Origin of the sequence: Providencia sp. PROV061, assembly GCF_011045655.1 — a bacterium.
GTDB classification, from domain to species: Bacteria; Pseudomonadota; Gammaproteobacteria; order Enterobacterales; family Enterobacteriaceae; genus Providencia; species Providencia hangzhouensis.
In genome coordinates this window covers 2,544,053-2,560,345 of record NZ_CP042861.1, presented here as the reverse complement: position 1 = coordinate 2,560,345, position 16,293 = coordinate 2,544,053, and the positions used below count along the sequence as shown (strand labels likewise).

17 protein-coding genes are annotated in these 16,293 nt (G+C 36.3%); 13 read left to right on the top strand and 4 right to left on the bottom strand.

Annotated features, from left to right (window positions below):
* Positions 1–7 precede the first annotated feature (7 nt).
* Positions 8–3,007 (top strand): TonB-dependent receptor domain-containing protein, encoded by a 3,000-nt coding sequence (locus tag FVA72_RS11585; RefSeq protein WP_110591683.1) that lies wholly within the window; start codon positions 8–10, stop codon positions 3,005–3,007.
* Between the two features lie 70 nt (positions 3,008–3,077).
* The gene (locus FVA72_RS11580; RefSeq protein WP_110591684.1) at positions 3,078–3,851 is read left to right on the top strand and encodes a TonB family protein; all 774 of its coding nucleotides are present in this window, start codon (positions 3,078–3,080) and stop codon (positions 3,849–3,851) included.
* A gap of 125 nt (positions 3,852–3,976) precedes the next feature.
* Here the strand turns inward: FVA72_RS11580 and minE are convergent, their stop codons facing one another.
* From minE to minC, 3 genes are read right to left on the bottom strand one after another with little or no spacing between them, the layout of a single operon-like run.
* A complete protein-coding gene (gene minE / locus FVA72_RS11575; RefSeq protein ID WP_004254951.1) occupies positions 3,977–4,258 on the bottom strand; it encodes a cell division topological specificity factor MinE in 282 nt (93 codons plus the stop codon).
* Between the two features lie 3 nt (positions 4,259–4,261).
* Positions 4,262–5,077 carry a septum site-determining protein MinD gene (gene minD / locus FVA72_RS11570; protein WP_004254944.1) on the bottom strand — a complete coding sequence of 272 codons (816 nt, stop codon included), beginning with the start codon at positions 5,075–5,077 and terminating at the stop codon, positions 4,262–4,264.
* A gap of 23 nt (positions 5,078–5,100) precedes the next feature.
* On the bottom strand, positions 5,101–5,802 hold the full coding sequence (gene minC, locus FVA72_RS11565; RefSeq protein ID WP_004254943.1) for a septum site-determining protein MinC: 702 nt from the start codon (positions 5,800–5,802) through the stop codon (positions 5,101–5,103).
* A gap of 129 nt (positions 5,803–5,931) precedes the next feature.
* Here minC and FVA72_RS11560 point away from each other — a divergent pair, with 129 nt between their 5' ends.
* The 7 genes from FVA72_RS11560 to FVA72_RS22245 all read left to right on the top strand — a co-directional run bounded on the left by FVA72_RS11560 (position 5,932) and on the right by FVA72_RS22245 (position 9,703).
* Positions 5,932–6,201, top strand: a complete 270-nt coding sequence (locus FVA72_RS11560; protein WP_004254941.1) for a YcgL domain-containing protein — start codon at positions 5,932–5,934, stop codon at positions 6,199–6,201.
* A gap of 48 nt (positions 6,202–6,249) precedes the next feature.
* Positions 6,250–7,338 (top strand): lytic murein transglycosylase, encoded by a 1,089-nt coding sequence (locus FVA72_RS11555; protein WP_094963082.1) that lies wholly within the window; start codon positions 6,250–6,252, stop codon positions 7,336–7,338.
* A gap of 19 nt (positions 7,339–7,357) precedes the next feature.
* Positions 7,358–8,014 (top strand): fumarylacetoacetate hydrolase family protein, encoded by a 657-nt coding sequence (locus FVA72_RS11550; protein ID WP_110591685.1) that lies wholly within the window; start codon positions 7,358–7,360, stop codon positions 8,012–8,014.
* A gap of 20 nt (positions 8,015–8,034) precedes the next feature.
* Positions 8,035–8,475 (top strand): YcgN family cysteine cluster protein, encoded by a 441-nt coding sequence (locus FVA72_RS11545; RefSeq protein ID WP_004254930.1) that lies wholly within the window; start codon positions 8,035–8,037, stop codon positions 8,473–8,475.
* 30 nt (positions 8,476–8,505) lie between these two features.
* Positions 8,506–8,628, top strand: a complete 123-nt coding sequence (locus FVA72_RS21780; RefSeq protein ID WP_256372542.1) for a hypothetical protein — start codon at positions 8,506–8,508, stop codon at positions 8,626–8,628.
* A gap of 324 nt (positions 8,629–8,952) precedes the next feature.
* Positions 8,953–9,162, top strand: a complete 210-nt coding sequence (locus FVA72_RS11540) for a hypothetical protein (RefSeq protein ID WP_094963080.1) — start codon at positions 8,953–8,955, stop codon at positions 9,160–9,162.
* Positions 9,163–9,469: 307 nt separating this feature from the next.
* Positions 9,470–9,703, top strand: a complete 234-nt coding sequence (locus FVA72_RS22245) for a putative hemolysin (RefSeq protein WP_004254920.1) — start codon at positions 9,470–9,472, stop codon at positions 9,701–9,703.
* A gap of 657 nt (positions 9,704–10,360) precedes the next feature.
* On the opposite strand, the gene FVA72_RS11530 is transcribed toward FVA72_RS22245, so the two are convergent.
* Positions 10,361–10,498 (bottom strand): hypothetical protein, encoded by a 138-nt coding sequence (locus FVA72_RS11530; RefSeq protein WP_153673455.1) that lies wholly within the window; start codon positions 10,496–10,498, stop codon positions 10,361–10,363.
* 796 nt (positions 10,499–11,294) lie between these two features.
* Between FVA72_RS11530 and FVA72_RS11525 the strand changes: the two genes are divergently transcribed.
* From FVA72_RS11525 to FVA72_RS11510, 4 genes are all read left to right on the top strand, one after another.
* On the top strand, positions 11,295–11,915 hold the full coding sequence (locus tag FVA72_RS11525) for a fimbrial protein (protein WP_036957782.1): 621 nt from the start codon (positions 11,295–11,297) through the stop codon (positions 11,913–11,915).
* 119 nt (positions 11,916–12,034) lie between these two features.
* The gene (locus FVA72_RS11520; protein WP_004254911.1) at positions 12,035–12,736 is read left to right on the top strand and encodes a fimbrial biogenesis chaperone; all 702 of its coding nucleotides are present in this window, start codon (positions 12,035–12,037) and stop codon (positions 12,734–12,736) included.
* A gap of 9 nt (positions 12,737–12,745) precedes the next feature.
* Positions 12,746–15,229: a fimbria/pilus outer membrane usher protein gene (locus FVA72_RS11515; RefSeq protein ID WP_004254888.1), complete on the top strand. Its 2,484-nt coding sequence runs from the start codon at positions 12,746–12,748 to the stop codon at positions 15,227–15,229.
* Positions 15,220–16,215, top strand: coding sequence for a fimbrial protein (locus FVA72_RS11510; protein WP_137019026.1), 996 nt, complete (start codon positions 15,220–15,222; stop codon positions 16,213–16,215). Before FVA72_RS11515 ends, FVA72_RS11510 begins: the two co-directional genes overlap by 10 nt.
* The last annotated feature ends 78 nt before the right edge of the window (positions 16,216–16,293 follow it).

Here is a 16,293-nt window from a genome sequence, read left to right as displayed (position 1 = left end):
ACAGATAATGAAAATCAAAACAGTGATAGCCATTAATATCGCAACAGGGTTATCTATTGGCAATATTACAAACTTAGTCTATGCACAACAAAGTGAAAACATCGGTTCTATTGTGGTAAATGATAAAGCGGCCACAATCAAAGAGCGTGATAGAAAAGGGGCGGATGACCAATATGATAAAGACGAATCAAGTATTTACATTAGTAAAGAAGAAATTGATCGCTATAAAGGTACTAACCCCGCAGACACTATTAACCATGCGGTAGGGGTATACAGTGGAGATGCCCGTAATAGCGGGGCAATAGACCCCAATGTTCGGGGTATACAGGGGCAAGGGCGTGTCCCGGTGACTGTAGATGGTACAGAGCAAGCTATCACTGTTTGGCGTGGTTATAATGGGGCGAATAATCGTAATTACATCGACCCGAATATGATTAGTAGCATTAAGGTAATGAAAAGTGCAACACTAGACCGCAATGTGCGTACATCGACGGGGGGAGGAGTTGCCATAACAACGCTAGGCATTGATGACGTTGTGGATAAATACGACAAGTTTGGTTTTGATATTAAATTAGAAACATCGAGTAACTCGACAAAACCGAGGGTTAATCAATTAAGCCACGGTATAGATTACCGTGATGATAAGCGGCTATTGAATACGTTAGACATGCAGAAGTTTCGTGGGATTTATTTTAAAGATCACGAAATGCTTGTTGATCCTCGCAGTAAAGGTAACGCTAATTTCTTTAATCTGCAAGATAACGCAGCGCGTATTGCCGTTGGGACACGGCAAGAAAAGTTTGATTTGATGCTGGCATACAGCTATCGCAACCAAGGTAATTATTTTGCTGGGCGCCGAGGGGCGGGTAAATTTTATGACGACATCATTACTTATGACCCTAATAACCCAAATAAAGCGATAGATCCATATATGCCCTTCGTAGCTAGGATTTATGGGCCAAATAAAGAGGTGGCGAATACATCAAATGAAATGTCGACATGGTTAGCTAAATTAAACATGATGCTACCTAATTCACAGGACTTATCCCTTGGTTATATGCATACATCAAGTCATTATGGCGAAATCATGCCATCGCAAATTCGGTATCATGATTTAGAGGGAAAAATTCCACAATGGCCTTTAGCTAACTTGGCGCTAAATACTTTTTACGCCAATTATTCGTTCAAACCTGAGTCCATTGGTTGGATTGATTTTCGATTAGGCTATTGGTTAACAAAAACGGATTTAAACTCAAATACCGCAGGTGGCCAACCTAGGGAACCAATGGAAAGGGATTGGAATTATGAATTTGGTCGAGATAAAAATGTAGCTAAAAATCCTGCTATCAATGGCACCTTAGTTGATGGGATTAAATTAAACCAACTTAACGATCGCTATGGTGTTTCATTATCCAATAAATTTCAAATTACACCTGAATTTAAAGTGACTTTAATGGGAAGCTTAATTGATGAAACCATTGGTAGTCGTGAAGATATCTTTAATTCGGATTCGACCCCAAAGGGTAACATGTTCCGGGCTATCCCTAGGGAAGGTAAACGTCGGGAATATAATGGGACTATTCGCTTTGATTGGCAGCCTACCGAATGGTTAAGTCTGAATGCGGGGGCTCAATATATTAGCTACTGGTCAAGGGATTTATTAAAAGAGAGACGCATTGCGGCTAAAGATATAAATTATGCACCTTATAGCCATATAACGGCGAGAAATTTCCTATTATCCCGTTTATTAAGTGCGGAAGAATACCAAACAATAAAACAGTATATTGATGATAAAGGGAATACATATAATGATATAAAAGGAAAAAGTTATGAGAGAAGAATTTTTATCGAGCAAGCATTAAACATGAAAAAGGATTCGTTATGTGATGTTGGATTAATAGGGAAAAAATTAGAATTTAGAATCACAGAAGTTAACCATGTAGTGAAATGGAAAGTGGATGAAAATAACCGATTTGTAGCTAAAAATAACCCATTTTATAATGGGGAGGTTGATTTAAAAGAAGAAAAAATAGACCCCGTCACCGGTTTAAAAGCCAAAAAATATCTCGTTGACCGCGATATTAATAACAGTCAAGATGAAGTGAAGTATTCCAATAAACAAAAATTTAAAGCGCCGAAAAGAAATGAAGAATCAGCTTGGGCTCCGGCATTAGGGGCAACAATTTACTTAACAGAGAACGATCGAATATTTGGGCGTTATTTAGAAACCGTTAGGATGCCAAGTATCTTTGAAGACACTATTGGTTTTTCGGGGGGAAGAGAGCCGAATTACACGCCACCGGTTTATTTGCCAGAACGCAGCCATACGATAGAACTAGGATATGTGCGTAATTTCCAAGATCTCGTCGCGGCAGAAAACCATGCTGATTTACGCATAAATTACTACAATACCGTAGTCACAAATGCCTTTGATAGGAACGACAGGTTAGTCTTTACGCAGGTTGATAAACATAACACGGCCGGTTTGGAACTGTTGGCGCGTTATGATAATGGCTGGGTATTCGGTGACTTAGGGGTAGATTACCGCTTAAAAAATGAGGTTTGTGATGAAGTTTCATTGATGGTAATGGATCCCTATAACCAATTTGGTGGCTCAGAGTGTACAACAGCAGGGTTCCCTGGCGGCTATTTGCGTACTCAATTGCAACCTAAGTACAGCATTCATGCCAACCTAGGTTTGCGTTTTTTAGATGAACGTTTAGAAGTGGGTAGCCGCATGCGTTATCACAGCAAAGCAAAAAATGAAGATGAAGCGGAAATGATGGATAAATACCCGTACCAGTATGCGCCATTAAACAATGATCCAATGAGTTGGAATGCCGTTTTTACCGCTGATGCTTATGTTAATTATCAGTTTAATAAAGACCTATCATTTGAATTATTAGCCACAAACTTATTTGATGAATATTATATAGACCCATTAACCCGTAGTATGATGCCTGCACCGGGTAGGACTGTGCGTTTCAATATCACCAGTCGTTTCTAAAAAGGATCCCCCCCTTCGCTGATACTGTTGCATTTATGTATTGGTGAGGGGGGCTGTTAGGGATATTAAAATGATTACTTTACGTTTTAATTTTGCTGTTATGGTTTCCTTATTATTCCATTTTGGCATCGTTTTTTATTGTTTAAGTATAGAAAAAACACGTTCTGCACAAATTTATACACCAATACAAGCAGCTATTGTTTCTGTTTCATTGATGCAAAATGTAATTGAAAAGCAAGTAAACGATACAATATTAAATAATAAGCTATCAGGGGACTTACTTGCTGAATCACAACAAAATGAAAATGCAGTAATTAAAGTTGCTAATAAAAAAAGTTCACATAGCGATGAAAATAAAATTTCTGATGATCAGAAAAAAGTCATCAAACAGAAAGAGGAAAAACAAACTAATAAAAAGGTTACTCAGCAGAAAGAGCCGCAACAAAAAAGTGAAAAAAATGATGATGTAAAACAAGAGCAGCATGTGGGGAAAAACGATAATCAATCTAATGCGGCAGGCCAGAAGGGAGCACAAAGGACGACCTCGGTAGGAAATGCAATAGATTCAACTTATCAAAGCTATATTGATAAATTACGTAGTGAAATTGAACGACATAAACGTTACCCAAGAAAAGCGAGAAATACCAATATCCAAGGAGTTGTAAAAGTAAGTTTTCAACTTTCCTCATTAGGGGAAATTACGATGGTGCGTATAGTTAATTCCTCAACACATAATACGCTCGACCAAGCTGCGTTATCAGCTGTACAGAAAAGCCGCTCAGTAGGAGCACCGCCAGAAGGTTTAAAAAAACTGATAACAATGGAAATTAAATTTGAATTATAAAACGAATAGGTTTTTACTTTAGTAGAATTATAGCGTAACCATTTGATTAATTGGGCTAAATCATAAAAAGTAAGCCGCAAGCTATTGCATGAAACAAAAGTTAGACAGCGGCTTTCTTTCACGAATTATTTTTCTGTTGTCGTTTTTATGTCGTCACCTTCTGGCAACGTAACGTTTAGTTCAAGAACAGAAATATCATCCCCTTTTTGCTCAAATTGCACTGATAACATCTCAGGGTCAACTTGGACATACTTACAGATAACCTGCAAAATATCTCTTTTCATATCTGCAAGATATGGGGGCTCGCTATCACCACGGCGGCGTTCTGCAACGATGATCTGTAATCGCTCTTTTGCGATATTCGCTGTCGTTTTTTTTCTCGACAGAAAGAAATCCAATAAAGCCATTATTTACCCCCCAAATAGGCGTTTTAAGAAACCTTTTTTCTCTTCTTCAATGAAACGGATAGGGCGATCTTCACCTAAAATACGTGCAACACAATCATCATAGGCTTGGCCTGCATCAGACTCTGTATCCAGAATAACGGGTTCGCCTTGGTTGGAAGAGCGCAGTACAGATTGGTCTTCAGGAATAACACCGATCAAAGGAATACGCAGAATTTCCAGAACATCTTCCATGCTTAGCATATCACCACGCGTTACACGGCCTGGGTTATAGCGTGTTAGCAATAGGTGTTCTTTAATTGGTGCTTCGCCTTTTTCTGCGCGGCGTGATTTTGACGCTAAAATACCCAAAATACGGTCTGAGTCGCGAACAGAAGAAACTTCTGGGTTGGTAGTAATAATAGCTTCGTCAGCAAAATATAGTGCCATTAAGGCGCCACTTTCAATACCTGCGGGGGAATCACAAACAATAAAATCAAAACCAAGATCGTCACTTAATTCGTCAAGAATTTTGCCAACGCCTTCACGAGTTAATGCGTCTTTATCGCGTGTTTGCGAAGCAGGTAAAATAAATAAATTCTCGGTGCGCTTATCTTTGATTAAAGCCTGATTAAGGGTTGCATCACCTTGGATAACGTTTACGAAGTCATAGACTACTCGACGTTCACACCCCATGATAAGGTCAAGGTTACGTAGGCCGATATCAAAATCGATCACTACAGTTTTGTTCCCTTTTTGTGCCAGGCCAGTAGCTATGGCCGCGCTTGAAGTGGTTTTACCAACGCCACCTTTACCTGAAGTCACTACAATTATGCGTGCCATGAATAATTCCTTGTAAATAAGGTCTAATTTAAATATTCGATGTTAAGTTTGTTATCAACTAAACAAAGTTTAGCTGCTTTGGCGAGAAATTCAGCAGGGATTTGATCGCTCAGCCAATATTCACCTGCAATTGAAACCAGCTCAGCTTGCAAATGAGTACAATAAATCTGACTTTCAATATCGCCGGAGGCTCCAGCTAATGCACGGCCTCGCATCACGCCATAAATATGGATATTACCATCTGCTAATAGTTCTGCACCTGCACTAACATTGCTTGTGACGATCAGATCACTATTTGGTGCATAAATACGTTGTCCAGAACGAACAGGGGTATTGATAATACGAGTTTTACGATATAAAGGTTCAGCTTGAACTACTGCAGCCGGGGGGTCAGGCTGAATTTCAACAGGTTTTTGGCTTTTACCTTCGCTTAATATTGGTAAACCCGCATCGTTTGCTTTTTGTCGCATTTGTGGGTCAGTGCACCCACTGATACCAACAATACGTAATCCCGCAGAAATAACAGATTTATGAATACTCTGTAAATCTGCATTTGGGGATAATTCAGCGATGTTAATCACGACAGGAGCATTTTTAAAAAAATCAGGAGCCTGATTTACTTTATCTTGCAGCGATTTTTTGATGAGTTTAGGCTCTTCACTGTATAAGTGAATAACTGAAAGAGTAAAACTGCTGCCTTTAAGTTCTATTGGCGATTGTGGCATCTATCCAGACTCAGCAAATTAAAATTTCCGAAACAATCCTCGGGTGAAGATATTCTGTAAAACAATAGCATGTTATAGTTACTGCATACTTCAAGCAAGCTAATGAACTAAGAAAAAGAGTTAAATATAATGATTTGTGCAATTTATAGAAGCCCTAAGCGTGACCAAACTTATCTTTATATTGAGAAGAAAGATGATTTCTCACGTGTTCCTGATGAATTATTAGCCCAATTTGGAACACCTCAATTTGCTATGCTCGTCTCATTAGATAAGCGTGAAAAGCTTGCCAATGCTGACTTGGCAAAGGTTAAATCTGATCTCATAGAGGTTGGTTATTACCTACAATTCCCACCTCCGGTGGAAAATTTGCTTTCAGAACACAAAGAACTGAATAACTAGAGCAAATTAAGAAAATCCTGAAAAGCAATAACACTCTGGAGGAGACGAATGAAACCAACGTTATTATATACATTAGTCGCTGGTTTGTTTTTAACAAGTTGTTCTGCAACGCAGAACGAATCAGTTGTTACTCAACCGATTACAGTAGAACAAAATGCGGCTATAGCCCAAGAAGTCGTTGCTTTAGACAAAGCATTCCCTATTGAACAACGTGAGCCGTCACAGTTTCCTGCTTATGTGGAATTACTGAAAGAACATGCTATTACTCAGGGGATTAAGCCAGACACCATTGAACGTGCTTTTGCTAATGTTCATTTTATTGAGCGTGTTGTGAAAGCAGATAAAGGCCAACCAGAGAAAAGGGCGACGGTTACATTAGCAAGCTATTTAAAAAATGTACTCCCACAATCACGTATCAATGCGGGCTATGACAAATATTTAGAAAACAAATCCATTCTAGATGCTATCAGTGATAAATATGGCGTTCCACCTCAGTTCATTGTTTCGTTATGGGGATTAGAAAGTGGTTTTGGACGTTCACAGGGTAAAGAGGATGTGGTTTCAGCACTTGCGACATTGTCTTTTGAGGGGCGAAGAGAAGCGCTTTTTAGCAAACAACTTTTAGCTGCGCTTGAGATAATGGATAAAGGCTATATTCCAGAAGATCAACAACTTAAAGGTTCATGGGCTGGTGCTATGGGCCAAAGTCAATTTATGCCAACCTCCTATTTGTCCTACGCAGCGGACGGTGATGGTGATGGAAAAATGGACATCTGGAATAATAAATCTGATGTATTTGCATCCATCGCTAATTATTTGTCAACAGAAGGTTGGCAAGCACAATTGCCATGGGGTTACCAAGTTAATTTACCTGCAGATTTTAATAAAACGTTGGAAGGCGTAAAAGCGGAACAAGGGAAATCTGTCAGTGAATGGCAGGAACTAGGCGTGGCATTACCTGCATTTGCTCAGTTACCTTCAGACGTAAAAACGTGGGTGGTTATCCCTGATGACCCTGAAGGCAGGGCATTTTTAGTGACTGAAAATTTCCGTACCATTATGCATTGGAACCGCTCATATTATTTTGCATTGAGCGTATGCATGATGGCAGATGGTATCGCTAATAAAATAAAATAACGATAATAGGAGTACTATTATGTATCAACATCGTGACTGGCAAGGTGCGTTACTTGATTTTCCTGCAAATAAAGTTGTTTGTGTTGGTAGTAATTATGCAAAGCATATAAAAGAAATGGGGTCTGCTACACCGGAAGAGCCCGTTATTTTTATTAAACCAGAAACTGCTTTGTGTGACATTACTCAATCAATTGTTATTCCAAAAGACTTTGGTTCTGTTCATCATGAAATTGAGATGGCAATTTTAATTGGTATGCCATTAAAAAATGCGGATGAAGACCGTGTATCACGCTCTATCGCAGGTTATGCAGTTGCATTGGATTTAACCTTACGTGATTTACAAGCTAAATTTAAGAAAGCTGGTCAGCCATGGGAAAAAAGCAAATCATTTGACGGGTCATGCCCAATTTCGGGTTTTATTCCTGTCAGTAGCCCGAATGATTTACAAAATATTCAGCTTTCTTTAGAAATTAATGGTGAAGTTCGCCAAGAGGGCTCGACGCGTGATATGATCACCCCAATTTTACCACTGATTAGCTATATGTCCCGTTTTTTCACATTGCGTGCAGGGGACGTTATTTTAACGGGAACACCTGAAGGTGTTGGCCCATTAGCTTCTGGTGATATGCTAAAATTATCAATTAATGATCACTCGCTGACTACTCGGGTTATTTAAGTATAGGATTAATAAGTATTATGTCGCAGTTCTGGCAAGTTAAAACTTTAGATGAAATGACAGATGAAGAGTGGGAATCTCTTTGTGATGGTTGTGGGCAGTGCTGTTTGCACAAGTTAATGGATGAAGATACTGATGAAATCTATTTCACTAATGTCGCTTGTAATCAGCTAAATCTAAAAACTTGCCAGTGTAAGCATTATGAAGACCGTTTCAGTTATGAAGCGGATTGCATAAAGCTTAATCGCTATAACTTAGAAACATTTGGATGGTTGCCAAGTACTTGTGCTTACCGCTTGTTATTAGAAGGGAAAACTCTCCCAGCTTGGCATCCATTAAAAACAGGGTCCAAAGCGGCGATGCATAATGAAGGTGTGTCCGTTCGCCATATTGCAGTCAGAGAAATTGATGTGGTGGACTGGGAAGAACACATAATGAATAGGCCTATGGGTAAGGGATAGTAATAAATCCTCAATATACAATAAATTATTATGGAAATTTCGTTACTAACAGTAGGCTTAGTTGCCATTCTAAATATTGCTATTTTGCCTGCGATGATTTCTTTTTTTGAAAAATTTAGCCAAGCTGCATTGATGATGTTTTATACATTTTAATCGATGTATTATAGTGCTTTGAATAAAAGTAGACAGTAATAATCATCATGTTAAAACTGGGTGTGATTATTTATCCTATTAATAATAAGAATACTTATAATTAATACTTCATATTACATCTAATTACGAGTTTTTCTGACTTAAAACTTTAAGTGCATAAAAAATTATCTTTATAATTGATCATTAACCAGTATTTTCCCGCTATGGCTTAAATTACAACATTTTTTATTTAAGAAAATATTGTAATTTGTGACCTCTCATTTTGCCTTTCTCAAGATACTTCGCTAATCTATTTTTAGTAAATACAAATGTAGGGGGATGGAAATGAAAACATTCGGTGTGGTACTCACAATTATTGGCCTCGTTACTGCGATTATTTCTTACAATATGGATGTAAGCATTCCTATTGTTTATGGGGAAAGTGTGAAAGATATGGGCCTGGCATTTGATAGACAGAATTATATTATTGGTAGTTTGTTAGTCGCATTTTGTGGTGTTTTAATTGTCCTATTTGACAATAAAAGACGGAAGTAAAATAGGCTTTATGGCTTACAAATAGATATATAGTCATAAAATGTTAGCTAGTATTATTTGATATAATCCAGATATTGATAGATATAAGTAAGATGCCAATAATTACTCTTAGAGGTAAACATGGCAGGCTGACAGTTGAAATTTTAAGTAATAATGCTGATAGACTAAAGTAATTTATTGACTGTTGTTGATGAAGTTTTGAACATTAAATGCGATGTTGTTTTATTTATGAATAAAAACCAGTTTATATTAGTTTCATTCCGTTATAATAAACAAACATTCCAAACTGACTTAAAAAATATTTCTTATGAAGAAAGTACTTGTATTAGCTAGTTTTGTGCTCATTTCTGGATGTGTTTCCAATAAAACCGAAATAGAGCCTAAGGCTGTAGGCATGGCAAATCCAGCATCAGTATATTGCGAACAAATTGGAGGGACTCTGGAAATTGTAGATACAGCACAAGGGCAGGTAGGTTACTGTATTTTACCATCAGGTGAAAAAGTTGAAGAATGGGCTCTATACCGTCAGAAAAAACACTAATCAATCATTCACTTCTTGATTACCACAGCAAAAATCTTTTGCAAGATTTTTGCTGTGGCTCCAATCTAACAATATTTCTATTTTAGATTAATCATTTCTTGAAATTAGCCGATATTACTACCTGCAATATATGTGCTTTTATCAGTTGATCAACTAGATAACTATGTTGATGTACACGTGAAATTCTTCGTAGACACATTATGCGGGGAGTTCCCATATTTTGATGGCCTTATATGGATTTTGTAAGGGTGTCATCATATTTTTATGGCAAATTATTGATATAAAATATTTTTATCTATTAATGTCTCATAATCGATAATTTATGGTACTAAAATAGAAACAGCTACCTTATGTTATGTAATTGCTAAATAAATTAGGCTTATTAGAGCGATTGATTTACTAAAACGGCGCTAAACTGTCCGTGAATAGAAAAATAATAGGCAGATAAAGCGTCTTTTATCGATGGCTTTTTGGTTTAGATCACACTTTAACACTCATAGTGAGTGATTTAGGAATATTCTTAATGTTAAAATTTGCCGTATAGATCACATTTTCATAGAGTGTTCGTTTTAAGAAAACACTCTTATTTTCATATGGTTAGAAAATGAGAAAATTGACATAACACAGGCTATAGTTTGTTCAGTTAATCATGTTTTCTTATTCTATATCAAAAATAATGATAATTTTTTTTAACATAGGTTCGACTAAATGATTTGATATTCTATTTTTTACTTCAATAAGAAGTTGAATGAATAAAGGATTATATTGCGATTTTATCACTATTTCTTCTTTCATATTTATTTCCATCACTCCATTTATTTTTTAATTTAGATTAAAATCGATATTTACCTCGCTTAAAAACATATTTTAAAATTATAATAATGACTAAAGTTGATTGTTGATATAAAAGAATATCTATACACTCATAATGAGTGAAATTGATGTTCAAGCATAATAATTCGGAATTCAATATTTTTAATTGTTTGGAGTGACATATCTTTACAGATCAATAATCATTAATTTAATTAATGATTTAGCCCTAATTAGATACTCTGTAATGGATTAATTTTATAGTGATAATGTGAGATAAAGTGTCAAAATGTAAATGAAAACATATATTAAATCTAAATATAATGATTTTTGCTGTTTTTGATAATCTGTATTTTTTGGTTTTGTTGGTTTTTAATCTTATATTTAAAAAAAATTAGATATTAAAAACTAAATATTAGGCTTTTCACGAGTAAATTAGTGAATATTGAAAATCAAAATACTCAATCAATACCTGTCATTTAATAGCCTGTAACTATCAAAAAATAAATTAGCGATGAAAAAAACGATTTAATAAAACTTAAGTTATTATGTATCCTCTCTTCGAAATCATATAGAGCATATGGTTATAAATTCTAAATAGGACTAATTAAGAAATATATTTATTTGCATTAAACGAATGGTTCAAAGTGAAACGTAAGCCATAAGTCATACTCCATGTATGATTAGGCTTTTGTTTGTATTTTTTACCTAACAATAAAACAAAAACTTAATCAGTTCTTTTTAATGTAAAAAATAATTACCCTCATATTAGGAAATGAAAATGAAGAAAGTACTACTGACTGCAGTTGCAACAACTATTATTGGGTTATCAACAGCTAACGCTGCAAGCACCAACGTTGGTGGCGGCCAAGTTAACTTTCACGGTAAAGTAACGGATGTTTCTTGTACTGTTTCTGTTGATGGACAAGGTAGTGATGCTAGTGTTTACTTAGCACCAGTATCATTAACAGAAGTACGTGACGGTGGTGCAGATGCATTGTTAAAACCGAAATCTTTTGTTATTGACGTAACAAACTGTGTTGCAGCAGATGTTAAAGATGTTGCTAATGACTCCGCTATTGATAAAACATTATTAAACGTTAACTGGACTGGTGGTAACTTACTGCAAGGTGCATCAGGTAATTCAGAAGGCTACTTAGCAAATACTGAAACTACAGGCGCTAAAAATATTCAATTAGCACTTTCAACTGATGATAGCTCTGACTTGTCAGGTAAAATTATTCCTGGCAATCCATCTCAGAAAAAAGTTAAAGGTGATTTGACTAAAGTTGAAAATGGGGCTCGTTTCCAATATTACGTTGGTTACGCAACTTCTACACCTAAAGATGTAACAACAGGTGAAGTTAAAAGTTATGCAACTTATGAAATCACTTACCAATAATGACTTAATAAGCTAATTTCTTATTAGTTTTAGTTACGTAAGTAATCTTTAAATATTAACTTAATCAGCTTTACTATGATAAGCGGTAGGTATACTGCCGCTTTTATTTTGAGGATCAAATGAAAGCAATAGTATTTATCTTCTGCTTCATTTTCAGTACGCATTCATTTGCTAATAATATTATCGTTAATGGTACACGGTTTATTTATCCTGGAAATGAAAAAGAAATTACCGTGCAATTAAATAACACTGCCGACCGTCCTGCAATTGCACAGGCGTGGCTTGATACAGGTGATGCGTCAGAAACACCGGATACGATAAAAACACCATTTCAGATTACACCGCCAATCTCTCGTGTAGAAGCTAAAGGTGGACAAACTTTACGAATTAAATTAATGGATAAAGGAAGCATTCCTCAGGATCGCGAAAGCTTATGGTGGTTGAATATATTAGATATTCCCCCTATGGCTAAAGCTAAAGAAGGCGATAGTCAGAATGTATTGCAATTAGCGATCCGCTCTAGATTTAAATTCTTTTATCGGCCAACAGGCCTGAGTAGCCGTGAATTAGCGCCAGAGCAACTTGTTATAAAAGCAAATGGGAAGAGTATTATTATAGATAATCCGACACCTTATTATATTACTATTACAAAAATTTCAACGGATGGTAAATCTGGGTTGAATGAAAAAACAATTTTATTAGAACCGAAATCTCAAATGATAGTTGAATTAAAACAAGTCGTAAGGTCAGGAAGTCATATCGTAATTAATAATATTAATGATTATGGTTCAGATATTTCGGTGAAAACCACCGTTAAATAGGAATATATAATGAAACAGCGAGAGTTAATAAATAAATATAGCAATACGCTCTCTGTGACTTGCTTTGTCACTGCATGCATAGTGCCTACGTTTTATGCTTGGGGTGAAGAAGATACAACCTATGAATTTAATAGTGGTTTTATTATAGGTAGTAAAGAAGATGTTGATTTAACACGTTTCAATTCTTCAGGGATTAGTCCCGGAAAATATTCAGTTGACGTATATACAAATAACAATTGGAAGGGACGCTACGACCTTAATTTTGAAGAAGAGAAAAGTGGTCAATTAGTAGTCTGTTATACACCACAAATGCTATCTGATTTTGGTATTAATATTGAAAAACTAAACCCTACAGTTAGTAAAGATAGTAATGCTTGTTTACCATTAAAAGACTGGAATGACCAAAAAGACGTCGTTGATACATTTCATTCTTCTACATTGCGTTTAGATATTTCTGTTCCGCAAATATATGAACAGAGAATTTCCCGTGGTTATGTTTCTCCCCAATTTTGGGAAACGGGAATTCCTGCACTAAATATCGGTTATATGGCTAACTATTATGATAACCATACTAGTGGTTCAAAAGGAACTAATAACGCCAGTGCTTATTTGGGGCTGAATGCTGGTTTAAGCTTTGATGGATGGTTGCTTAAACATATTGGAAATCTTAACTGGCAACGTCACGATGGAACGAATTGGAATAGTAATCAAACATATCTGCAGAAACCAATAACCGAACTAAAGTCAAAAGCGACAGCAGGACAGTTTTATACAGATGGTGATCTCTTTGACAGTATTAGTTTACGAGGCGCAAAAATAGCAACAGATGACAATATGTATCCTGATGGAATGTCAACATACGCGCCTGAGATTAGGGGAATAGCACAAAGTAATGCTTTAGTAACGGTAACGCAAAATAATTCTATTATTTATCAAACAACTGTTGCGCCAGGACCTTTCAGCTTAACGGATGTCTATCCATCAGGTTACGGAAATGATTTAGTTGTAACGGTAAAAGAAGCTGATGGAAGTGAAAGCAGCTTTAGCGTGCCATATTCTTCATTAGCACAGTTATTACGTCCTGGTTTTACACGTTATCAAGTTTCTGGTGGTAAAGCGGATGCTGATGGACTGAGACATCGTCCATTTATTATGCAGGGTACTATTCAGCATGGCTTAAATAATACATTTACGCTATATGGCGGCGTCACTGCATTTGATGATTATCAAGCCTACTTAGTAGGTACCGGTGTTAACACAGGGTTTGGTGCAATTGCTGTAGATTTAACTCAGTCGAGAACGGCATTCAAATATAAAACAGAAAATGGACAAAGCTACCGTTTAACTTTTAGTCGTTTATTTACTCAAACTGATACTAACTTAGTGCTAGCTGCTTATAGGTATTCAACGAAGGATTACTATAACGTCAGCAATGCATTATATGCGATAGATAATGATAAGCGTGGTGTAGAGAATACTTTAGGACGTGAGAAAAATGGTTTCAGCTATACAGTAAATCAAAATCTTCCTGATGGTTACGGTGGGATTTATTTTACGGGACGTATTTCTAATTATTGGGATAAGTCGGGGACAGAAAAGCAATATCAATTAAGTTATAACAATAACTTTAACCGTCTTTCTTATGGTGTCGCATTTATGAGAGTTTATGCAGATAATACGAATAATAAGAAAGATGATCGTATTAATATAAACTTTAGTTACCCACTGTATTTTGGCGAAAGTCAGAGTGCAACACTGACCTCAAATACGACATTCAATAATGAAAAATTTGGTTCTAGCCAAATCGGTGCGAGTGGTGCATTCGATAGGGATAATAATTGGACTTATGGCGTAAATACCTCTGTTGCAAACGGTGGACAGAAGAATATTGGTTTGAACACAGGTTACCGTACACCATTTGTTAATACGAATGCGAATTATAGCCAAGGTCAGGGATATCGTCAGTTCGGTCTTGGTGCAAATGGTTCGGTTATTGTGCATTCTGAGGGCGTAACATTAACACCGAATACTTCAACAACGATAGCTCTGATCGAAGCGAAAGGAGCGGAAGGCGCATCAATCATGGGTGCACCTGGAACTCGTATCGATGGAAATGGTTATGCTGTTGCTCCTTATGTTAGGGCTTATCGTATTAATAATGTAGAAATTGATCCGAAAGGAAGTCCTGAAGATATTGTTTTTGAAAATACGGCCACACAAGTCGTTCCTTATGAAGGAAGCATCGTTAAGGTTAAATTTAGTACTAAGGTCGAAAAAAATATTGCATTTAATGTTGTAAGACCTGGAAATAAACCATTGCCATTTGGGGCTAACGTTACTGATATAAATGGTGAGTCTATAGGTATCGTTGGTCAAGGTGGAACCGTATTTATTAGTAGTGAAACTGCAAAAGTTGCAATTATAAAATGGGATAATGGGCAGTGTTCATTTTCTTTAGAAGCTAGCAATAGTAAGGAAAGTTTATGTCAATAACGAAACAAATTCGTATGTATATCGGAGTTGGTGTATTTCTTACCGCTAGTTACGTTTCTGCGTATTGTGATAGAACCTCAACTCGGACATATGTATTAAATATGCAGATGGGGAGAGTTGTGGTAGACCCTAACTTAAAGGTTGGGGATACCATTGCGGAGCAAACTTGGGATATGCGGGAAAACTCAAGTGCAATATATGCGTATTGTACAAGAAATACACCGATAACGGCTTCGGTTACTATGCCAAGTTTAGTTCCAGTAGGAAATAAGGTTTACCAAACAAACGTTCCTGGAATTGGCATGAAATTTCACCGTGAAGGTGCAGTGAGAATGACGTATCCGGATACATTTTATGCTCCTAGCTCAAGTAATTATTATCTTGCGGGATCAAAGTTTATTTTGACTTTAGTGAAAACCGCTCCTGTTACAGGCTCAGGAACTATAGCCAGTGGTCTTTATACATCTTATGGGTACATTCCAAATAATAACCCATTTTTGGTCACGAAATTAGATGCTGAAGCGATAACAATAGTTTCTCCGTCTTGCCAAATTGAGGGGGGAACCGAAAAAAATGTTTATCTTGATCCAATTAAACGTTCACAATTAAATGGTATTGGAACAACGGCAGGTGAAAAAGATTTTGATATTCGCTTAATATGCAGCGGTGGTGTCAGTATTTCTGGTTTTTCAAATGTTAATATGACTTTTAGTGGTGATATTCCAAAAAACATGAATAATCGACAAGGTGTTTTGGTTAATCAAAATAAATCCACCAGTGGAGCTGCGGGAGTTGGTATACAAGTTTTAGAGCGTAAGACTAATAAATCACTTATGTTTAATGAAAAATATAAAGTTGGAAATTTAGTTGACCGGCAAACAAAATATCTTGACTTAAATTATAAAGCTCGTTATTACCAGTATGAACGAACAATCTCTGCTGGAGAAGTGAATTCTAAAATGGTTTTCAATATTACCTATGATTAAAATATTATATATAAAATTTATTGCTAAAACCATTAGTTAATTTTATGAGATTTAAATGTATGGCTAATCTTCATATAG